This is a genomic window from Pseudomonas sp. NFACC37-1, assembly GCF_900101575.1.
GTDB classification, from domain to species: Bacteria; Pseudomonadota; Gammaproteobacteria; order Pseudomonadales; family Pseudomonadaceae; genus Aquipseudomonas; species Aquipseudomonas fluorescens_AA.
In genome coordinates this window covers 44,134-64,201 of the sequence record NZ_FMUZ01000007.1, presented here as the reverse complement: position 1 = coordinate 64,201, position 20,068 = coordinate 44,134, and the positions used below count along the sequence as shown (strand labels likewise).

Here is a 20,068-nt window from a genome sequence, read left to right as displayed (position 1 = left end):
ATCAACAGCTGCTTAAGATTCAACTGGGCCACCTAGAAAGGGAACTTCGGGCTGAGGAAGAAACGGTCGAACCAGCCTGGCTGACTCGCATCGGCAAAGGCACCGGTGCCCGAATAGGTGATGCGCGCATCGGCCACACGGGTGGACGAAACGGTGTTGTCGGTGGCGATGTCGTCGGCGCGAACCATGCCGGCGATGCGCACCAGTTCGTCACCGGTGTTGAGGGTCAGCCACTTCTCGCCGCGCACGACGATGATGCCGTTGGGCAACACATCGGCGACGGTCACGGTAATCGAGCCGGTCAGGCTGTTGCTCTGGCCGGACTTGCTGTCGCCCTTGGTGGCGCGGTCAGCGTTGTACCCGGCGTTGAGGCTCAGGTCGCCGCCACCGACCGGGTTGTTGGTGGTCAGGCTGGAGCCGAACAACGAGGTCAAGCCGACGCTGGTCTCGCTGGTCTTGTCGATCTGCGAGTTGGCGTTCTTGCTGGCCTGAGTCCGCTCGTTCAGGGTGATGGTGATGATGTCACCGACCCGGAAGGCCTTGCGGTCGCTGTACAGGTTCTGCTCGAAGCCGGCCTGGTAGATCGAGCCATTGTTGGCGGCAGCCGGCAACGGCGTACGCGGCAACACCGGAGCGTAATACGGGTCATTGGGCCTGGGTGTCGGCGCGACACAGCCCGCGAGTGCGGTGATGCCACTCAGTGCCAGAACAGATACGAAGCGTTTCATGACCCTACCTCTTGGTGTTGCAGGCGACCCTGGGGCCGCCCTGTCTACGTAATGACGGGCGTTGTGACGATTACAGATTCTGCGTAACGAACGAGAGCATCTGGTCGGCGGTGGAGATCACCTTGGAGTTCATCTCGTAGGCACGCTGGGTGGTGATCATGTTGACCATTTCCTCGACGGTGCTCACGTTGGAGGTTTCCAGGGTGTTCTGCAGCGTGGTGCCGAAACCGTTCAGGCCCGGGGTGCCGACTTGCGGCGCGCCACTGGCAGCGGTTTCCAGGAACAGGTTGTTGCCCACCGCTTGCAGGCCGGCCGGATTGATGAAGTCGGCGGTCTGCAGGTTACCGATCACCTGGGCGGCCGGGTTGCCCGCCACGGTGATGGACACGGTGCCGTCACGGCCCACGGTAAAGGTCTGCGCATCGTTCGGAATGATGATCGCCGGCTCCAGGGCGAACCCGCTGGCGTTGACGATCTGGCCGTTGGAGTCGAGGTGGAACGTACCATCACGGGTGTAGGACGTGGTGCCGTCCGGCTGCAGGATCTGGAAGAAACCGCGACCGTCGATGGCCATGTCCAGCGGCTGCTCGGTGGTCTGCAGGCTGCCGGCGTTGAAGTTCTTCTGGGTGCCGACAATGCGTACACCGGTACCCACTTGCAGGCCCGACGGCAATTCGCTGTCCTGGGTCGACTGGGCGCCAGGCTGGCGCTTTACCTGATACAGCAGGTCCTGGAACTCGGCGCGATCACGTTTGAAACCCGTGGTCGAAACGTTCGCCAGGTTGTTGGAAATGGTCGTCAGGTTGGTGTCCTGGGCGGACAGACCTGTTTTGGCAACCCATAGAGCCGGAAGCATTCGGTTCTCCTCGTACGCCTGTTTTTCGGCGCAGCGCTGTAATTAATGATTAGATCTGCAAGACCCGAGCCATGGCTTCATCGCCTTCTTTGGCGGTGTTCATCATCTTGACGTGGAGCTCGAACTGCTTGGCCAAAGCCAGCACCGAAGTCATTTCATCCACGGCATTGACGTTGCTCGCCTCCTGGAAACCCGACACCAACTGCACGTTGGCATCGATGGGCGCCGGCTGGCCGTCCTTGGTACGGATCGAGCCATCCAGGCCCTTGGTCATGTTCTTGAGGTCCGGGTTGACCAGCTTGATGCGGTCCACTTCAGCCATCACCCGCGGGCCTTCACCCATGGCGCGAATGCTGATGGTGCCGTCCTGGCCGATTTCGATTTTCTGTTCCGGCGGCACGGCGATCGGACCGCCGTTGCCCATCACCGGCATGCCGTTGCCGGCCCGCAGTACGCCCAAGGCATCGACATTGAGGCTGCCGGTACGCACGTAGCTTTCACCGCCGTCGGGGTTCTGCACGGCCATCCAGCCCGGCCCGCTCACCGCGACGTCGAGGTCACGACCGGTTTCCACCAGCGCGCCCGGGGTGAAGTCAGTAGCGGGACGCTCGGACAGGGCAAAGGCCCGCGCCGGAAAGCTGTCGCCGAACACCGGCATCGAGCGCGCCTGCTCCAGGTCTTTCTGAAAACCATTGGTGGAGATGTTCGCCAGGTTGTTGGCATGGGCCCGTTGCGCCAGGGCGTTCTGGCTGGCGCCGGTCATTGCCACATAAAGGTACTTGTCCACTGTCGTTCCTCTGCATGCCGGACGTTTGCCGTCCACTGCTGTGTTGCACAGCCTCAAGCAATTTGCAGACCAACTTCCCCTAGATGCCACGCAGGCCTGTAAACAAAGGGCTTGAGGGGGTTGGTGGGCTTGTGGAGATGTATCGAAGACGAAAAACCGGCGCAGTTATGCCGGTAAGTGGCAAGTGTCGACCCTTCCCCCCCAGGGGCGGCTGGGTGCACTCCCCTGCCGCCTCTGAGGTCTGCGTCAGTCAGGCATCCACCCCTTGATCCATTGCGCCGCATAGGCATCGTCGAAGACCCAGTTGTCCAGCACTTGCTCGCGCAGTCGCGCGGCTTGGCGCCGTGAGGCTTGCCGGTCAGCCAAGTGATCACGAATTGCCTCCAGCCATTGCTCCCGGCTGTCAGCCACGCGCGTGATGGCGAGATCACCCGGGTAATCGGCGGTATCGCTGCCGATCACGCTGTAGCCGCAAGCGCCATACTGCAGATGATCCAGCGAACTTGCGCCTTCGCCTGCCTGGCCGAAGCCCCGAGGCGCGAGGACAATATCCAGATTGAGGCTTGCCATGACATCGGGATTGTCGTGAACGTCATCATGAACCTCGCTGGCGAGCGGTCGCAGATACGCTGGCACATCACCCCACAGTACCCACTCCACCTGACCGGCCAGCGCTTGCATCAGCTCGATGATCAACGGCTGAACGAAGGGCTGCGCCGGGTCGATATCGCAGCCTATGCGAGGAATGTCAAACGTCTGGCGCACATTGGGGAGGTTGCGCCATCTGCTATCCAGACGCGTTTCAAGGACGCGAATATCGCGGTGCAGTCCGGCACAGGCTTGAGCCATCGCAGGCGTCGCCACAATGATGCGGTCGACCAGGCTTGCCGCTTGTTGCAGTGAAGTCGCCCACCCAGGGATCGCTGGCGTCAATGCATCCAACTCAAGGACCTTGAAGGCTTTTGAGAGGGTATTGATGCGCTGCATCTGCTCCAGACGCAGCGGGTCGGCCTGATGCTGGAAGACAATGATATCGGGGTTGTAGCGCGCAAGCGTCGTTGCCGGTAACAGGCTACTGCTGATGCAACCTTCGATTTTGCCGCAGTCACGCAAAGCAGTGAACGGCTCGACAACTCGCAGATTGGCGGCTTTTGCCGACTTCGCAGGATGTACCAGCACTACCGGAAGCGGTCGCCAGGACAGCGGGCGCCAGGTCAACTCGTTGATAGCTTCCAGTTCGAAGCCGGAACCGAGCAACGACAGGTTGCTGTTGTAGGCGGGATCATTGGCCAAGACGCTCAACCATTTGCTCAAGGCCTGCTCTTGTTCCATGGCGAAGCGTTGCTGGTTGAGTGGGTCCTTGCCGACGCTTGACCAGGTCGCCTCACCCTCATGCAAGAGCACGGCATGGGGTGTCCAGACATTCAGGTAGCCAAGGTTCGCCACCTTCAGGCACAGGTCCAGATCGTTGCAGGTGACTTGGAACTGCGCGTCGTCCATACCACCAGCTTCCAGATAGATCGCTGTGCGGATCATCAGGCAGGCCGCACTGACCGCACTGCTGTTCTGGTCGACCAACAGGCGCTGCATGTAACCGCCGCCGTTGGCAGCCTGATCGATGAAAGGGCTGCCGGCGGGGCCGCGCAGGCCAGTGATCAGGCCTGCATGCTTCACGGTGCCCGCCGGAGTAATCAGCTTGGCGCCGACGACCCCAACTTCCGGGCGCAAGGCGTGATTGAGCAACTCGTCCAACCAATCTTCGCGAATGATTGCCGTATCGTTGTTCAACAACACCAGGTACTCGCCGCGCGCACGGCTGGCCGCCAAATTGTTCATAGCGCTGAAGTTGAACGCAGAGGAGAAGCGGATGACATGGATCTTGTCACCGCCAATCGACTCCATCTCGCTCAGCCAGGTGAGCGCCTCTTCGGTCTCGCTGCCATTGTCGATCAGAATGATCTCGAAATAGGGGTAGCGGGTCTTCGACAACAGGCTGTCCACGCAGCGCTGCAAGAGTGGCAACTGGTCCCGGGTAGGAATCAGGATCGACACCAAGGGCTGCTGATCATGACCGTACTTGATGTGGTAATGGCGGGTCGGTTCCTGCAGGACCCTGGCGTTCGCGTAGCCGCGATTGTCCAGGTGCCGTTGCAGGGCAAGGCGCTCATCCGGGTTATCGACAAGGAGGGGTGTGTTGCTTGCCACAAGCGGTTCGCTCAAGTGGGCAATGCCGTTCATGCTACCGCTTTCGATCAGTCGCAGGATCAAGTCCAATTCAAGTGCTGCGGGCACTTGCGGGTCGTAACCGCCAACCTCCAGCGCCAGCCCGCGACGGATCAGCCAATGGCTGGCCATGGCCAATGGCAGGCTCAAGAGGTAGTCGAGGTTGATATCAGGTCGAAAAATCGCTTGAGCACCATTCTCCGAGCGATACATGCCATCGCAATAGATCATTCGGCAGCCATCGGCACCCGGTAGCTCCAGATCGAGCATCAACGTGCCGGCGGGCAGGACCTCATCGCCAGCCGTCAGCAGCATGATCCAGTCGCTGTCGTCTGCCTGCAGAATCTCGTTCAGTTCGAAGGCCCCCGGGTTGACACATGTCAGCCAGTGCAGGCTGTCGGGCAGATTGACAGGCGATGGCGAGGTGCTCAGGACCACCATGCGCAAGCTGATCGATGAGCGTGATCGCCACAACGCAAGACTTTCCAGGGTATCGCTCAAGGCATTGAAATCGCCCAGGGGATCGCGCACCAACAGCGTCAGGCTGGTTTGTCCGCTGAGTTGTTGACGACGCTTGTCGACAAGTTGCTGCTGGATCGGCGTCAGTACGCGGTTACGCAGCCAGTCCTTGACGGAAGGTACGCGGACATCAATGGCATGCTGGATGGCAGCTTGCTGAGTGATATCGATGAAACGCTCCAACTGAGGCCAAAAGGCCTTTTCAAGGTCCAGCCAGCGCCTGCGCGCCTGCATCACGGTTGCGCGGGCGCGCTCCAGTCCGCCCACCTCGCCATAGAGCGCCGAGCCCGCATCACCAAACTGCTCGACGAAAGGCTGGGTCTTGACGTGACCGCCGGGCATGTAGATAACCGGGCAGCCACAGAGCATGGCTTCGGTGCACGTCGCTGAGATCTCGTAACTGTAAAGCGTTGAAGCGGTTCGGAAAATCTGCGCCAGCTCGGCCAGGGTCTTGGGGTTGGCCATGCTCAGGACTTCGATATCGTCCGGCAGCAGCGAATAGTCGACCTTGGTCTTGTCGAAGCGGTGCAGATACAGGTAGTTGCCACTACGCTGCACCGGCTCGGTTGGCGGCGAAAACAACTCCGAGTCGATGACGGGCAACAGGAGCAAGTTGCTGCTCTGGCCGTCACCGCCAAAATCCTGGGTGTAATAAAAGAACAGGTCTGACTTCTGCACGCTGATCGCACGGCCGGTGAGAAAGCCTTCGCGATTGAGGAGATAACGCGCCACGATTGGAGCGCCAACCGGGTTGCCGTCCATCACTTCGGGATAGACCGCAATCGGCGCCAAGCCGATTGACCGATGGTGCCGCCGCACTTCATCGGTCAGGATCGGCGTGCGCAGTTTCGGGTTGACCTGGCATGGGGTGACATAGGCCTCGTAGCCGGACAGGTTCAGGACGTGGCACAGGTAGTGCAGCACGCATACCCCCGAAGAGGTCTCCCGATAGTTAGGGGCACCAATGTAGTAAGGGTGACGCGGCTTGCCATGCACGGATGGGGTGATCATATGGTTGCCTTGGGGCTGGAGGGCTGCTCACAAATGACGAAGACACTGGCGCACAGGTCTGGATAGACCATCCCCAGCGCATGGCAGGCATCCATGAAGCGATCATCGATCAATTGGGTTTCCAGGGCCTTGTCCAGCTGGAAGTTGGCCAATGGCTTGAAGAACACCCCGCCACGGTGACTCACTTGCCAACCGGCGCTGCGTACTTCGTGATCGAGGGTGTCGAGGGTGTAGGTGATCCGGTGGCCATGCAGCCGCTCGCCTTCGGTCACGGCACTGTTGTGTTCGATCAAGCCCATCTTGACGGCGATCTGCCGCGAAGGGGCATTGGCGTTCGGTACGGCGATGAACAGGCGACCGCCGGGAGCGAGCCAGTTCCGCACGCGCTTGAGCACCGCCTGGCGGTCGTCGAGGTGCTCCAGGGTGTGGATCAGGAAAATGTTATCGAAGCGCGGCTCCAGCTCGGCCTCTTCAAAGGTACTGCAGACGAACTTGACGCCTGAGCCGACCTTTTTCCGGGTGACGTCAATCAGGTCGCTGGCCGCCTCGATGACCGTCAGGTCGGCAAAGCGCTCTGCGAACAGTGTCGTAAAAGCCCCCTCGAAGCAGCCCATTTCCAGGGTCGGTCCCTCCGCCAGCCAGGGGCCGAAGCTGTCCAGCATGTAGCGTCGCAGGCGCGCATCGAAGTCGTAGAAGTAGCTGCGATGAGCGTTATCCTGAAACTCTTTGTTGTAATCACGTACGGACATGGCGTTATTCCTGGCTTTTCCTGTAGAAACGATGTTCTTCAGGTTGGTACCACTCATGGAGGGTCGAGGGAGTACGGGCATACCACCCCAGCAGTTGTTGCATGCTCGGTGTTTGCGAGCGGCAGAAGTCTTCGCCCAAAGCTCGGCAATAATCGAACTGCGGTTTGAAATAGCTTCGCGTGAAGGTCAATGTCAGGCAGCGTCGTGGCTGGTCGGTACGATTGACGCCGGCGGCATGCCAGATACGTGAGTCGAACAAGTAGATCGAACCGGCGCTGCCCAAGGCCTTGCGGGCCTGAGCCTCGAATACCTGAGGGTCGGGTTTTTCAGGAGCGGAGTGCGAGCCTGGCAGAAACAGGGTTGCGCCGTTGTCGATGGTGAAGTCGTCGAGCAATACCAGCGCCTGGGCCATCTGCATGGACTCGGCTGACCAGGAACGCACGTCCCGGTGCACGTTACGCACGTAGGCATCAGTGCTGTTCAGGTTGTTCAGGCCGCCGAACGAATTGAGAATCGCAGCACCGCCCAGCATATGCCGCAGGACGTCGACGATCCCCCATTCGGCGAATCGATCGAGCAATTCGACGAAACGGGTGTCTGGCGCAAGTATATGGTGCGCGGTCTGCTCGGTTCGCTGAGTGATACCGTTCTCCAGTTGTACCCGACGGCAACGGTCTATGGCACACGCCAGGTCTTCACGCAGCTGGTCAAGCAACGGATCGGTAATCAGCGAGGGCAGGCAGACGTAGCCGTTCGCTTGCAGCTCCTGCAAGATCGGATTCACAGGCTGTCCCCCCGCGCAGCTTGCCATGCGCGATACTCCTCGGCGCTCACGCCAAGCATGATGCGATCCCAACGCTGGCCCTTGCGGTAGTACCACTGGCGCTGTACGCCCTCGATGACCCAAGGGGTCTTGCGCGTGTAGGTCGCCAGCGACGCTGCGTTGTACTCGATGATGGTGGTCGAGAGACGACTCAGGCCCAGTTCGTCGAAGGCATAGCGCATCACCGTGGCGATCACGTCGGTGCCGTGGCCTTGGCCGCGCAGGGAGGGATCACCGATCATCATGCCGTGTTCGGCTGTGCGGTTTTTCCAGTCGATACCGACCAGGTTCGCCGTACCGATCAGGCCATGGCCCGGGACCTCTATACCGAAGCGCTGGTTGAGCGAGTCGTTCTTGAGACCCAGCAGCCAGTCCCGTTGTGCTTCCCGCGATGTGGGGAAATGCCAGCCACCCAGCAGACTCCAGAGGGCTTCGTCGTTGGACCACTGATGCAACAGCGGCAAGTCCTCGAGCTCCAGCGCCCTGAGCAGGATGCGTTGACCTAGAATGCTCATGATTTCCCCGTGTTCTGAAGGATGGCGTCGGCGAGACGATTCATGTCATCGACGTTGTATCGCTGGTCGATCGGCAGCGGCAGCAAGCACTGTGCCCAATCCTTTTCTATGGGCGGCGCCGTTGGGCTGCTCAGCACTTCACGCCAATAGCTGGGTACATAGATGTGTTGGTCCAGCAGTTGAGCGTGTAGCCGGAGCGCCGTCTCGGCGGACTTGACCAGCAGCGGGTAACACAATGCAGCAACGGGCTGCGCGGGCCAGACGGCAAAGCGGTTGAGGTGGTCCAGGCGCCCGCGCAAATGCGCCAGGTTGTCTATCCTGCGCCTGGCAACTTCGTGGTAATCGATACTGTCGAGCAGGCGCGCGGTACTGGCGGCCATGGCCTTGATGCCATCGCTCTCCAATGCCTGTTCCAATGCCTGGAAGCTTGCATAGTGATGTTGCGGAGGGTCTTCAAGACGCCCCAGCAGCGCGGCAAAACGCCCCTGCGAGCGACTGGTCGGCGCTTGCGGCAGATCAGCGGGCGCATTGGCCAGCCAGCCACCATCGGCAACGCCGACGAACTTACGGGGTGAATACAGGGTTGCAATCCCAGGCTGCGGCCGGGAAAACAGCGCTTGGGAATTATCCACGATCAATTGCTCGCCGTAGCGAACAGCGAGTACTTGGCCGATGTAGTCGGCTTTGAGTCCAAAGTAATCGACGAACAGCAATGCTTCATCGGCTTGCAGGGCAGGGAAGTCCGGCAGCTCAAGCCGTTCGGTCAATGCATAGCGCAACACCTCGATGCCGGATCCGCGCAGCACGTCCTGCATGACATCGCAGATGTAAAAAGGCAAATGAACCCGGCGCAGGCTGCGCGCCATTACCAGAGCCTTGAAGGCCGAGCGGGCCGAGTTGAAGGCAACGGCCTGCGGGTAAGGATTATGTCCTTTACGCAGTTCCAGTTCGAAATAACCGCCGATGGCTTCAGGCACGGACAATTTCTCCACCTTTTGCCCAGGCCCCCACGGTCTGCGCGTCGTTGTACATCAAGACGTCGAGAATCGACAGGCCGGGCACGAAGGGTTGTTCACGCCCTCCCTGCCGGTAGTCGGGCAAGGTCGCCTTGAGCAACTCAAGGGTAATACCAACCTGTTGGAATACCTCGGCCTGGTAGAGGTGACCGCCATTGACAGGATTGAGGTAGTGAGTGCCGGCGCAGGCCTGGACCACTTCGAGTACCCGATCCTGGGCTTTGCTGTCCGCGCAAATCGACAGATCGCTGGAGCGCATGATCGGTGTTTGCAACCCTATCAGCGCGCAGCAGGCTCGCAGGATTCGTTCGTTGAGCTCGGCAATGCTCGAAGCCGGTTCGACCAGCAGCGCTTCCAGCCACGCCAGCAGGTACGGAGCGTGGGGCGCGCGGCGATAGGCGAAACTCAGCTTGTTGAGGATATCGCCAGGATCGAACGTCTCGGCAATACGTTTTTCCATGATCTGCTGAGTGTGACTGCCCTTGCTCAGTGGTACACGGAACCACTTCGGCTCCTGCTCCAGCAGATAACGGTTGCGTTCGATCCAGCCGTTCTTGATGAACTGCACATTGTCGTAGATGACAAAACAGTCGACAGCGGCGATCAGCTGGAAATAACCCAGGTATGGCAGGAAATAAGGTTGCATGAGCGCAACCCGGTACTGCTCGTCAGCTGCCGGGGCGCACTTCTTCGAGGTATTGGCCTGGCTCATGCCACCCGGGCCCTGAGCAGTACCTCGATGATTCGCGCCTGGGTCTGCGGATCGAGATCCGGATAGATCGGCAGGCAAAGTACCTGGCGGGACACGTTGTAGGCATTGCCCAATTGGGAGAGGTCCGAACTGGGAAGACCGCGATACATTGGAAACTCGCATATCAGCGGGTAGAAATACCGGCGCACGAGAATGTTTTCTGCGCGATAGCGGTCGTACAGCTCATCCCGACTCACCCCGAACCGCTCACCATCGACCAGGATCGGACAATAAGCGAAATTCCAGTCCAGCCCCTGCGGTTGCTCCAGCAGGCTGATACCGGGAATGCCCTCCAGGGCGCTCCGATAATACTCAAACACCTTTTGCCGACGGTTCAGGGCCTCATCGATGTAGCGTAACTGCAGCACTCCGAACGCCGCCTGCAGTTCGTTCATCTTCCCGTTGATACCGGGAGCCATGACCGTGACTTCATCGGCGAAACCGAAATTCTTCAGGTAATCGATACGCTGCTTGATTTTTTCGTCACGGCAGATGATGGCGCCGCCTTCGAATGTATTGAAGACCTTAGTGGCGTGGAAGCTGAGGATCGACAGGTCGCCGTTGTTGAGAACGCTTGCGCCGTTATGCCGGACCCCGAAGGCATGTGCGGCGTCATAGATAACCTTGAGTCCGTAGGTATCGGCGACGGCCTGGATGCCCTCGACATCACAGGGAATGCCATAGCAATGGACCGGAAGAATCGCCGATGTCGCCGGAGTGATGGCCTCGGCGATACGCCGTGGATCGAGGTTCTTGGTCACTGGGTCGATGTCCACGAACACTGGCTTGAGGTTGTTCCACAGCAGCGAGTGGGAGGTGGCCACGAACGAATAAGGCGTCGTGATGACTTCACCCGTAATGCGCAAGGCCTGGAGCGCGGTCACCAAAGCCAGGGTACCGTTGGAAAACAGCGACAGATGCTCGACCCCGAGGTATTCGGCCAACTCCTGTTCCAGTTGTTGGTGGAAGGGTCCGCCATTGGTCAGGCGCTTACTGTCCCAGATTCGCTGCAGGTAAGGCGTGAACTCTTCCAGAGGAGGTAGCAGCGGGCTGGTAACGGTAATGGAATCGGCCATGGGTACACTACTCGGGTGACTGAAAAATGGCACACGGCTCGGGAGCTCCTCTGACGCGGCGTTGCATCGCGGTCTATATCGGCGGGCTGCAACGCCATGAAACCGACAGCTGACTCTTGATGTGGAGGTACCCCAGCAAAAAATCGGCCAACTCCCGGTGACCCCGATAATCGGTTGCCTTACGGTGCGTCTTTACCGACCTCATACTCACGCAACTTGTTGGCGATAGTTGTATGGGAGACCCCCAACCGCTTGCCCAATTGCCGGCTGCTCGGGTGCTCGGAATACAGGCGCTCCAGCACGGCTTTCTCGAAACGCCCAACGATCTCGTCCAACCCGCCGTCAAGGGAAAAATCGCCAAGGGGCTGGCGCACGCCGTAGTCCGGCAGGCGGATGTGCTCAGCCTTCACCTTCCCGCCGTCGCACAGGGAAACAGCCTGGAACAGCACGTTTTCCAGCTGTCGGACATTGCCCGGCCAATGGTAGTGACTGAGGCGGTCCATCGCCGCCGGGGCCAGCTTGGGCAGTGCACAACCGATCTGGCGGCTGGCCTGGTCGAGGAAATGTTCCACCAGCGGCTCCAGGCCATCGAGGCATTCGCGCAGGGGTGGGATGTGCAAGGAAAGCACGTTCAAGCGGTGGTACAAATCCTGACGGAATTCGCCCCGGGCACAGAGTTCGGACAAGTCGACCTGGGTGGCGCAGATCACCCTGACGTCCAGGTACACCTCTTCGTCGCTGCCGACACGGCGGAAGCAACCGTCCTGCAGGAAGCGCAACAATTTCACTTGCAGGCGCGGGCTCATCTCCCCGACCCCATCGAGGAACAGCGTTCCCCCCGCGGTCAGCTCCAGCAGGCCGAGCTTGCCTTCGGCCCGGGCGCCTTCGAAGGCCCCCGGCCCGTAGCCGAACAGTTCGGTCTCGGCCATGGACTCGGGCAGCCCGGCGCAGTTGAGTGCCATCAATGGCGATTGCCCGCGCGGGCTCGCCAGGTGACAAGCGCGCGCCAGCAGTTCCTTGCCAGTGCCGGTTTCGCCTTCTATCAATAGCGGCGCGTCCAGGGGGGCCATGCGCCGGGCCTCACGGACCACCGCCGCCATCACTCTCGAACTCTGGAAAATACTGTCGAAGCCGCGCAACTCCTGCTTGCGCACGTTATAGATCCGCTCGCCCACCCGGTCGGCCCGGTGCAGCGTCAGCACCGCACCGGCCATGGCTTCGCTGTCGTCGTGTTCCGATTGCAGTGGCGCGATGTCCGCCAGGAACACATCGCCCTTGACCTTGACCCGCAGGCCATTGATACGCGACTGGTTGGCGCGCACCAGTTCCGGCAAGTCGAAATCCTCGGCGTAGCGGGACAGGGGGATGCCTGGCACCTCGTCGACACGCACCCCGAGCAACTGCGCCGCCGCCCGGTTGGCCGCGACGATGGAGCCCCCCATATCGATGGACAGCACCGGAAACTCCAAGGCGCCGAGCAAGGCGTTGAGTTCCATGTGCCGACGCTCGCTGGGCATCAGTCCTACGCGCTTGACGCCAAACACCCCGGCGATGCCTTCGAATTTCGGACGCAGCGCCTGGAACTGGATGTTGATCAGGTTTGGGCAGTGCAGGTAGATCGCGTTGCCATGCTCACCACCGACCTCCCCTCGGGCAACGTTGATGCCGTACTCCACCAACAAGTTGAGGATGTCTCGCAGGATGCCGATGCGGTTCTGGCAGTGGACTTTGATGCGCATGGAAAGGCCCGGGTGCGTATGAGGTAGAAAAGCGCGCCATGTAGGAGCTGCCGAAGGCTGCGATCTTTCACCTGCCGCTTGAATCTCAAGCGAAAGATCAAAAGATCGCAGCCTTCGGCAGCTCCCACGACACGCCCCAGCGGGAGTAAGCTCCCTCGCCATAGAGGTTTTCGACGTGGCGAGGTAAATAATCGTCAAGATTATGTGACAGATGTAGGCAGTTTCCCACCTGAAAGTCCCGGAAAGATCGTAGCGCCAGCCAACTCGTAACGAAAATTTTACGAATCAACCCGTCGTTCGCCCAATCCATCCTCGCCAAGCCGATGCGCACACCGCTGCTTCGCGTTATCTCTAATGCATCGCTGGACATAACAACAAACACATCATCCCCCTGAGGGAAATCAGCAGGAGAGCAGCATGAAGCAGACGCAGTACGTGGCTCGCGAGCCCGATGCGCAAGGTTTTATCCACTACACCGCTGAAGAACACGCGGTGTGGAACACGCTGATCACCCGCCAGCTGAAAGTCATCGAAGGCCGTGCGTGCCAGGAATACCTGGATGGCATCGACAAGCTGGGCCTGCCCCACGACCGTATCCCGCAACTGGACGAAATCAACAAGGTGCTGGGCGAGACCACGGGCTGGCAAGTCGCCCGGGTGCCGGCGCTGATTCCCTTCCAGACCTTCTTCGAATTGCTCGCCAGCAAACAGTTTCCTGTGGCGACCTTTATTCGCACCCGGGAAGAGCTGGATTACCTGCAGGAGCCGGATATTTTCCACGAGATCTTCGGCCACTGCCCGCTGCTGACCAACCCTTGGTTTGCGGAATTTACCCACACCTACGGCAAACTCGGCCTGCAGGCGTCCAAGGAAGAACGGGTTTACCTGGCGCGCCTGTACTGGATGACCATCGAGTTCGGCCTGGTGCAGACCCCGCAGGGCCGGCGCATCTATGGCGGCGGCATCCTGTCTTCGCCCAAGGAAACCGTGTACTGCCTGTCGGACGAGCCGGAACACCAGGCCTTCGATCCGCTGGAAGCCATGCGCACCCCGTATCGCATCGACATCCTGCAACCGGTGTATTTCGTGCTGCCCGAACTCAAGCGTCTGTTCGACCTGGCTCACGAAGACATCATGGGCATGGTCAAGCGCGGTCGGGAGCTGGGCTTGCATGCCCCGAAATTCCCACCAAAAGCGGCGTGAACCGCCTCTTTTAATCCCAATTGAGTCTGTTGCACGACGCCGCTTTGCTTTAGCGTGGGTGCATCGACGCTTTCCAAATATTCGATTCAGGAACACACCATGAACACTCTGAACCAAGCCCATTGCGAAGCCTGCCGCGCCGATGCCCCGCAAGTCAGCGACGAAGAACTGCCGGTGCTGATCAAGCAGATCCCCGACTGGAACATCGAAGTGCGCGACGGCGTCATGCAGCTGGAAAAAGTCTTCCTGTTCAAGAACTTCAAGCACGCCCTGGCGTTCACCAACGCCGTCGGCGAGATCTCCGAGGCCGAAGGCCACCACCCCGGCCTGCTCACCGAATGGGGCAAAGTCACCGTGACCTGGTGGAGCCACTCCATCAAGGGCCTGCACCGCAACGACTTCATCATGGCCGCCCGCACCGATGATGTGGCCAAGACCGCCGAGGGCCGCAAGTAATGCATTTCGATGCCATCGGCCGGGTACCCGGCGACCCGATCCTCGGCCTGATGGAGGCCTACGGGGCGGACAGCAACCCGAGCAAGTTCGACCTGGGCGTGGGTGTCTACAAGGACGCCCAGGGCCTGACGCCGATTCTTGAGTCGGTGAAACGGGCCGAGCAGCGACTGGTGGATCGCCAGACCACCAAGACCTACATCGGTGGTCATGGTGACGCCGCGTTCGGCCAACTGATCAATGAGCTGGTACTGGGCACCGACTCGCCGCTGATCGCAGCAAAACGCGCGGGCGCCACCCAGACACCGGGCGGTACCGGTGCCCTGCGCCTGAGCGCCGACTTCATCGCCCAGTGCCTGCCGGGCCGTGGTGTATGGCTGAGCAACCCGACCTGGCCGATCCACGAAACCATTTTCGCCGCGGCGGGGGTCAAGGCCAGCCACTACCCTTACGTGGGCGCCGATAACCGCCTGGATTTCGAGGCGATGCTGGCGACCTTGAACCAGGCGCCCAAAGGCGATGTGGTGCTACTGCACGCCTGCTGCCACAACCCCACCGGGTTCGATCTGTCCCATGAGCAATGGCGCCAGGTCCTGGAGGTGGTGCGCAGCCGCGACCTGCTACCGCTGATCGACTTTGCCTACCAGGGCTTCGGCGATGGCTTGGAGCAGGACGCCTGGGCGGTCCGGTTGTTTGCCCAGGCCCTGCCGGAGGTGCTGGTCACCAGTTCCTGTTCGAAGAACTTCGGCCTGTACCGCGACCGTACCGGTGCGTTGATCGTCTGCGCCCGGGATGGCGAGAAACTGGTGGACATCCGCAGCCAACTGGCAAACATCGCTCGCAACCTCTGGTCGACACCGCCGGACCATGGCGCGGCCGTCGTGGCGACCATCCTCGGCGACCCGGAACTCAAAAGCCTGTGGGCCGATGAAGTCCAGGCCATGCGCCTGCGCATCGCGCAATTGCGCAGCGGTTTGCTGGAAGCCCTCGAATCCCATGGCTTGCGCGAGCGCTTCGCCCATATCGGCGTGCAACGCGGGATGTTTTCCTACACTGGCCTGACGCCGGAACAGGTCAAGCACCTGCGCGAGCGCCACAGTGTCTACATGGTCGGCACCGGCCGGGCCAACGTGGCCGGCATCGACGCCACGCGCCTGGACCTGCTGGCCGAGGCGATTGCTGACGCGTGCAGATAACCAGCCTTTAAATAGCTGAATAGATCCCCTTGTGGCGAGGGGATTTATCCCCGCTGGGCTGCACAGCAGCCCTAGATCAGACACCTTGGAATGTCAGGTCACCCCAGGGTGGGGGCTGCTACGCAGCCCAACGGGGATAAATCCCCTCGCCACAGATAAGTCCTCTTCACCACAGGAGCTGCGCCAGACGCCCTACCTACAGGCCTGTCCACTCGCTAACAAATTCTGCGGTTTCCACCTGCGGCGCCGTGCGCGCTTCTTTCTGCGGTGTGCCCAGGTAGAGAAAACCGATCACCTCTTCCCCCTCTTCAAGGCCAAGCCCCCTGGCCACATGCGGCGAATACGCCAGCTCACCAGTACGCCACACCCCACCCACCCCTTGGGCATACGCGGCCAGCAAGATGCCATGGGCCGCGCAACCGGCCGCCAGCAATTGCTCGGATTTCGGGATTTTGAAATGGTCCTGCAGACGGGCAATCACTACCACCACCAGCGGCGCGCGCAATGGGCCGGCGAGGGCTTTTTCCACGACGGCTTCGGGGACGAGCGGGTCGTTGAATTTGGCCGCTTCGGCCAGCAGTTCGCCCATGCGATGCCGCGCCTGCCCCTCGACCGTCAGAAAGCGCCATGGCCGCAACTGGCCGTGATCCGGCGCCCGCATGGCCGCGGCGAACATGACCTCGCGCTGTTCCGGCGTGGGTGCCGGCTCCACCAGGCGCGGGACGGAAACACGGTTGAGCAAAGCGTCGAGAGCCTGCATCGGCCACCTCCTGAAAAAATGTTTGGCTATTCTAGCGGGAAGCGCCGCCGGCTGCCGGTTTACATGCCGCTTGTCGCGGGTAGAATGGCGCCCTTCCCTTTACAGCCTGAGCGGACTTCATGGCGTTGCCGACCCTGCGGATCATTGGTTTCATCATCGGCATCTTCCTGATCACCCTGGCGATCTTCATGGTCGTGCCCATGGCCACCCTGTTGGTCTTCGAGCGCACCCGCGACCTGCCGTCGTTCCTCTGGTCGAGCATGATTACCTTCGTCGCCGGCCTGGCGCTGGTGCTTCCCGGACGCCCGGAACACATCCACCTGCGTCCGCGGGACATGTACCTGCTGACCGTCAGCAGTTGGCTGGTGGTGTGTATCTTCGCCGCCCTGCCCTTCCTGCTGACCCAGCACATCAGCTATACGGATTCGTTCTTCGAGAGCATGTCGGGCATCACCGCCACCGGCGCCACCGTCCTGAGCGGCCTGGACACCATGTCCCCGGGCATCCTGATGTGGCGCTCGCTGCTGCACTGGCTCGGCGGTATCGGCTTCATCGGCATGGCAGTGGCGATCCTGCCGCTGCTGCGCATCGGTGGCATGCGGCTGTTCCAGACCGAGTCCTCGGACCGCTCGGAAAAAGTCATGCCCCGGTCCCACATGGTGGCTCGACTGATCGTGGCGTCCTACGTGGGCATCACCATCCTCGGCACCCTGGCGCTCTGGTGGGCCGGGATGAGCCTGTTCGATGCCATCAACCATTCGATGTCGGCGATCTCCACCGGCGGTTTCTCCACCTCGGACCTGTCCCTGGCCAAATGGACCCAGCCGGCGGTGCACTGGGTCGCCATCGTCATCATGATCCTCGGCAGCCTGCCGTTTGCCCTGTATGTCTCGACGCTGCGCGGTAATCGCCGGGCGCTGATCAAGGACCAGCAGGTCCAAGGGCTCATCGGCGTGCTACTGGTCACCTGGCTGGTACTCGGCACCTGGTATTGGGCGACCACCGACCTGCATTGGCTGGACGCGCTGCGGCACGTGGCGCTGAACGTGACGTCCATCGTCACTACCACCGGCTTCGCCCTGGGCGACTACAGCCTGTGGGGCAATTTCTCCTTGATGCTGTTCTTCTACCTGGGGTTCGTCGGCGGCTGTTCGGGCTCGACAGCTGGCGGGATCAAGATTTTCCGCTTCCAGGTCGCCTACATTCTGCTGCGGGCCAACCTCAACCAACTGATCCACCCCCGTGCGGTGATCAAGCAGAAGTACAACGGTCATCGCCTCGACGAAGAAATCGTCCGCTCGATCCTCACGTTCTCGTTCTTCTTCGCCATCACCATCTGCGTGATCGCCCTGCTGCTGTCACTGCTGGGCGTGGAGTGGATGACGGCCCTGACCGGCGCGGCCAGTACCGTGTCCGGTGTCGGCCCGGGGCTGGGGGAAACCATCGGGCCAGCCGGTAACTTCGCACCGCTGCCGGACGCGGCCAAATGGATTCTGTCCGGGGGCATGCTGCTGGGCCGGCTGGAGATCATCACGGTGTTCGTGCTGTGTATCCCGGCGTTCTGGCGCCACTGACCGGTTCGGGCTGGCTCGTCAAGCGCGCCCGGTATTCGCCGGGCGTGGTGTCGAACCAGCGGCGAAAGGCCCGGAAGAAATTGCTCGGGTCGGCGAACCCCAGCAAATAGGCGATTTCCAGCAGCGTCATGCCTGGCTGCGCCAGGTACTGCTCGGCCAGTTCACGACGGGTGTCTTCGAGCAGGCTCTGGAAACTGGTGCCCTCTTCCTGCAAGCGCCGCTGCAAGGTGCGCTGCGACAGGTGCAACGTCTGCGCCACCGCGTCTCGCTTGGGTTCCCCCTGGGGCAATAGCCGACACAATACTTGTCGCGCCTTGTGGGTCACGCGGCTTTCCGAAAAACGCGCGAGGTATTCCCCGGCAAACCGGTCGTGAAGCTGTGCCATGGCTTCGTTGGCCGTCGGCAGCGGCGCCTCCATGTCGGCCCGCTCAAAGATCAGCGCGTCATAAGGCGCGCCAAACACCAGGGGCGCGGGGAAGGCTCGATGATAAGGCGCCAGGTCCAACGGTTCCGCGCCCTGGAGCAACACCTTCACCGGGTGCAGGGTACGCCCGGTCAACCAACTGCACAGGGCCAGCGCACACGCCAGGGACGCTTCGGCACTTTGACGGGTTGGCGGCAGGTGGTCGCCATGCACCGTCAGGATCAGCCCATAGCCCTCTTCCAACTGGCGAAAACTCAAATCGGCGCTTTCGGCAATGATCCGCTGGTAACGCACCAGCCGCTGGAAACCCTCCACCAGGGTGCGACTGGACATCAAGGCGTAACCAGCCACATGGAACGAGGCCGGGCGCACCACCTTGCCCATGTTCAAGCCAATGGCCGGGTTATCCGACAACTCCACGGCCCGTTGCCAGAGCCGGGTCATCGAGTCCTGGGGGAAACGCGCATCCGGATCGTCCAGCGCATCGAAGTCCAGCCCCAGTTGCTTGAACAGCACCCGACAATCCAGGCCGTCCATTTCCAACGCCTTGACAATCCCCATCGCCCAGCTTGAAGAAGTGGTTCGTTCGCTCATGACGTTTTACTTGCATGACGAGCCGCAGGGTACGGCTGGATTTGCGAAGGATACTAAAGTGGCGCTGATTGTCACTGGCCGTAGCGATTGATGGCTCTAGACTTCAAGTATCAGAACAATAACCACAGAGCCAGCCGTCGTGGAAAACGCTAAACGATTCAATAGTTTCGCCGAGTTCTACCCGTATTACCTCAGCGAACACAGCAACAGCACCTGCCGGCGACTGCATTTCATCGGCACCTCCCTGGTCATTCTGGTGTTCGCCCTCGCTCTCGTCATGGGTAACGGGTGGCTGTGGCTCGCCCTGCCCGTGGCCGGCTACGGCTTCGCCTGGGTCGGGCACTTCTTCTTCGAAAAGAACCGTCCCGCCACCTTCCAGCATCCGCTCTACAGCCTGCTCGGCGATTTCGTCATGTACCGCGACATGCTGCTGGGCAAGGTCGCGTTCTAATAAGGACTGCCGATGAGCAACCACGCGCGCTTTACCCACATGGAAGAAGGCACCCAGCAAGACTGGGCGATCATCGCGGCCGACTTCAGCGCCTACGCGCGGCAATTGCCGGGCCGGATTCTGGCCCACTTGAAGCTGCTGGACGGCGATTTCGGCGGGTTCCCGGTGGATCGCCTGACTCATTCCCTGCAAACCGCCACCCGCGCCTACCGTGACGGGCGGGACGAGGAATATGTGGTCTGCGCCCTGCTCCACGACATCGGCGACACCTTGGGTTCATACAACCACCCGGACATCGCCGCGGCGATCCTCAAGCCCTTCGTCAGCGCCGAAAACCTGTGGATGGTGGAAAAGCACGGGATTTTCCAGGGCTATTACTTCTTCCATCACCTGGGCATGGACCGGCACCTGCGCGAGCAATTCAGTGGCCATCCGCAATACCAGGCGACCATTGAGTTCTGTGCGAAGTACGACGCGGCGGCATTCGATGCCGAATACGACACCCTGCCGTTGAGTTTCTTCGAGCCAATGCTGGAAAGGGTCTTTGCCACGCCCAAGCAATCGATCTACAAGGCGGCGATGGCGGAACAAACGCCGCCCTGACAGACACAGTGCCCCCT

Annotated in this window: 19 protein-coding genes; 6 read left to right on the top strand and 13 right to left on the bottom strand. The window is 60.9% G+C overall.

The window, feature by feature from the left end; genetic code table 11:
• Positions 1–32: 32 nt before the first annotated feature.
• From flgH to BLP82_RS10805, 11 genes are all read right to left on the bottom strand, one after another.
• Complete coding sequence (flgH, locus tag BLP82_RS10855) at positions 33–728, bottom strand: flagellar basal body L-ring protein FlgH (protein ID WP_060738659.1); 696 nt, start codon at positions 726–728, stop codon at positions 33–35.
• Between the two features lie 70 nt (positions 729–798).
• Complete coding sequence (flgG, locus tag BLP82_RS10850) at positions 799–1,584, bottom strand: flagellar basal-body rod protein FlgG (RefSeq protein WP_053146447.1); 786 nt, start codon at positions 1,582–1,584, stop codon at positions 799–801.
• Positions 1,585–1,633: 49 nt separating this feature from the next.
• Positions 1,634–2,371: a flagellar basal body rod protein FlgF gene (locus BLP82_RS10845; RefSeq protein ID WP_060738660.1), complete on the bottom strand. Its 738-nt coding sequence runs from the start codon at positions 2,369–2,371 to the stop codon at positions 1,634–1,636.
• Between the two features lie 246 nt (positions 2,372–2,617).
• A complete protein-coding gene (locus tag BLP82_RS10840; RefSeq protein WP_092167411.1) occupies positions 2,618–6,124 on the bottom strand; it encodes a glycosyltransferase family 2 protein in 3,507 nt (1,168 codons plus the stop codon).
• The gene (locus BLP82_RS10835; protein WP_060738662.1) at positions 6,121–6,873 is read right to left on the bottom strand and encodes a class I SAM-dependent methyltransferase; all 753 of its coding nucleotides are present in this window, start codon (positions 6,871–6,873) and stop codon (positions 6,121–6,123) included. Before BLP82_RS10835 ends, BLP82_RS10840 begins: the two co-directional genes overlap by 4 nt.
• Positions 6,874–6,877: 4 nt before the next feature.
• Positions 6,878–7,657 (bottom strand): phytanoyl-CoA dioxygenase family protein, encoded by a 780-nt coding sequence (locus BLP82_RS10830; RefSeq protein WP_060743068.1) that lies wholly within the window; start codon positions 7,655–7,657, stop codon positions 6,878–6,880.
• Positions 7,654–8,211: a GNAT family N-acetyltransferase gene (locus BLP82_RS10825; RefSeq protein WP_092167409.1), complete on the bottom strand. Its 558-nt coding sequence runs from the start codon at positions 8,209–8,211 to the stop codon at positions 7,654–7,656. The genes BLP82_RS10830 and BLP82_RS10825 overlap by 4 nt, the downstream gene beginning before the upstream one ends.
• A complete protein-coding gene (locus BLP82_RS10820; RefSeq protein ID WP_170842296.1) occupies positions 8,208–9,194 on the bottom strand; it encodes a hypothetical protein in 987 nt (328 codons plus the stop codon). Before BLP82_RS10820 ends, BLP82_RS10825 begins: the two co-directional genes overlap by 4 nt.
• Positions 9,181–9,939 (bottom strand): WbqC family protein, encoded by a 759-nt coding sequence (locus BLP82_RS10815; protein WP_092167404.1) that lies wholly within the window; start codon positions 9,937–9,939, stop codon positions 9,181–9,183. Before BLP82_RS10815 ends, BLP82_RS10820 begins: the two co-directional genes overlap by 14 nt.
• Positions 9,936–11,054 carry a dTDP-4-amino-4,6-dideoxy-D-glucose aminotransferase VioA gene (vioA, locus tag BLP82_RS10810; protein WP_060738666.1) on the bottom strand — a complete coding sequence of 373 codons (1,119 nt, stop codon included), beginning with the start codon at positions 11,052–11,054 and terminating at the stop codon, positions 9,936–9,938. Before vioA ends, BLP82_RS10815 begins: the two co-directional genes overlap by 4 nt.
• A 179-nt stretch (positions 11,055–11,233) precedes the next feature.
• Positions 11,234–12,793 (bottom strand): sigma-54-dependent transcriptional regulator, encoded by a 1,560-nt coding sequence (locus BLP82_RS10805; RefSeq protein WP_092167402.1) that lies wholly within the window; start codon positions 12,791–12,793, stop codon positions 11,234–11,236.
• Between the two features lie 417 nt (positions 12,794–13,210).
• Here BLP82_RS10805 and phhA point away from each other — a divergent pair, with 417 nt between their 5' ends.
• The 3 genes from phhA (at position 13,211) to BLP82_RS10785 (ending at position 15,645) form a co-directional block, all read left to right on the top strand.
• Entirely contained in the window at positions 13,211–13,996 is a 786-nt protein-coding gene (phhA, locus tag BLP82_RS10795; RefSeq protein ID WP_053120239.1) for a phenylalanine 4-monooxygenase, read from the top strand.
• 99 nt (positions 13,997–14,095) lie between these two features.
• Entirely contained in the window at positions 14,096–14,452 is a 357-nt protein-coding gene (locus BLP82_RS10790) for a 4a-hydroxytetrahydrobiopterin dehydratase (RefSeq protein WP_003184087.1), read from the top strand.
• Entirely contained in the window at positions 14,452–15,645 is a 1,194-nt protein-coding gene (locus tag BLP82_RS10785) for an amino acid aminotransferase (RefSeq protein ID WP_092167397.1), read from the top strand. Before BLP82_RS10790 ends, BLP82_RS10785 begins: the two co-directional genes overlap by 1 nt.
• 196 nt (positions 15,646–15,841) lie before the next feature.
• On the opposite strand, the gene BLP82_RS10780 is transcribed toward BLP82_RS10785, so the two are convergent.
• Complete coding sequence (locus BLP82_RS10780) at positions 15,842–16,405, bottom strand: NAD(P)H nitroreductase (RefSeq protein WP_092167395.1); 564 nt, start codon at positions 16,403–16,405, stop codon at positions 15,842–15,844.
• Positions 16,406–16,524: 119 nt separating this feature from the next.
• Here BLP82_RS10780 and BLP82_RS10775 point away from each other — a divergent pair, with 119 nt between their 5' ends.
• Positions 16,525–17,979 carry a TrkH family potassium uptake protein gene (locus tag BLP82_RS10775; protein WP_060738671.1) on the top strand — a complete coding sequence of 485 codons (1,455 nt, stop codon included), beginning with the start codon at positions 16,525–16,527 and terminating at the stop codon, positions 17,977–17,979.
• On the opposite strand, the gene BLP82_RS10770 is transcribed toward BLP82_RS10775, so the two are convergent.
• Positions 17,936–18,997: an AraC family transcriptional regulator gene (locus BLP82_RS10770; protein WP_092167393.1), complete on the bottom strand. Its 1,062-nt coding sequence runs from the start codon at positions 18,995–18,997 to the stop codon at positions 17,936–17,938. The genes BLP82_RS10775 and BLP82_RS10770 overlap by 44 nt on opposite strands.
• A gap of 139 nt (positions 18,998–19,136) precedes the next feature.
• Between BLP82_RS10770 and BLP82_RS10765 the strand changes: the two genes are divergently transcribed.
• Both BLP82_RS10765 and BLP82_RS10760 read left to right on the top strand, forming a co-directional pair.
• Positions 19,137–19,448 (top strand): Mpo1-like protein, encoded by a 312-nt coding sequence (locus tag BLP82_RS10765; RefSeq protein WP_092167391.1) that lies wholly within the window; start codon positions 19,137–19,139, stop codon positions 19,446–19,448.
• A gap of 12 nt (positions 19,449–19,460) precedes the next feature.
• Positions 19,461–20,051, top strand: a complete 591-nt coding sequence (locus BLP82_RS10760) for an HD domain-containing protein (RefSeq protein WP_092167389.1) — start codon at positions 19,461–19,463, stop codon at positions 20,049–20,051.
• Positions 20,052–20,068: the final 17 nt, after the last annotated feature.

Bases quoted from the DNA above. Each gene is read 5' to 3' on its own strand.
- flgH (WP_060738659.1), bottom strand. From the start codon at position 728: ATGAAACGCTTCGTATCTGTTCTGGCACTGAGTGGCATCACCGCACTC.
- flgG (WP_053146447.1), bottom strand. From the start codon at position 1,584: ATGCTTCCGGCTCTATGGGTTGCCAAAACAGGTCTGTCCGCCCAGGAC.
- BLP82_RS10840 (WP_092167411.1), bottom strand. From the start codon at position 6,124: ATGATCACCCCATCCGTGCATGGCAAGCCGCGTCACCCTTACTACATT.
- BLP82_RS10835 (WP_060738662.1), bottom strand. From the start codon at position 6,873: ATGTCCGTACGTGATTACAACAAAGAGTTTCAGGATAACGCTCATCGC.
- BLP82_RS10825 (WP_092167409.1), bottom strand. From the start codon at position 8,211: ATGAGCATTCTAGGTCAACGCATCCTGCTCAGGGCGCTGGAGCTCGAG.
- BLP82_RS10815 (WP_092167404.1), bottom strand. From the start codon at position 9,939: ATGAGCCAGGCCAATACCTCGAAGAAGTGCGCCCCGGCAGCTGACGAG.
- vioA (WP_060738666.1), bottom strand. From the start codon at position 11,054: ATGGCCGATTCCATTACCGTTACCAGCCCGCTGCTACCTCCTCTGGAA.
- BLP82_RS10805 (WP_092167402.1), bottom strand. From the start codon at position 12,793: ATGCGCATCAAAGTCCACTGCCAGAACCGCATCGGCATCCTGCGAGAC.
- phhA (WP_053120239.1), top strand. From the start codon at position 13,211: ATGAAGCAGACGCAGTACGTGGCTCGCGAGCCCGATGCGCAAGGTTTT.
- BLP82_RS10790 (WP_003184087.1), top strand. From the start codon at position 14,096: ATGAACACTCTGAACCAAGCCCATTGCGAAGCCTGCCGCGCCGATGCC.
- BLP82_RS10785 (WP_092167397.1), top strand. From the start codon at position 14,452: ATGCATTTCGATGCCATCGGCCGGGTACCCGGCGACCCGATCCTCGGC.
- BLP82_RS10780 (WP_092167395.1), bottom strand. From the start codon at position 16,405: ATGCAGGCTCTCGACGCTTTGCTCAACCGTGTTTCCGTCCCGCGCCTG.
- BLP82_RS10775 (WP_060738671.1), top strand. From the start codon at position 16,525: ATGGCGTTGCCGACCCTGCGGATCATTGGTTTCATCATCGGCATCTTC.
- BLP82_RS10770 (WP_092167393.1), bottom strand. From the start codon at position 18,997: ATGAGCGAACGAACCACTTCTTCAAGCTGGGCGATGGGGATTGTCAAG.
- BLP82_RS10760 (WP_092167389.1), top strand. From the start codon at position 19,461: ATGAGCAACCACGCGCGCTTTACCCACATGGAAGAAGGCACCCAGCAA.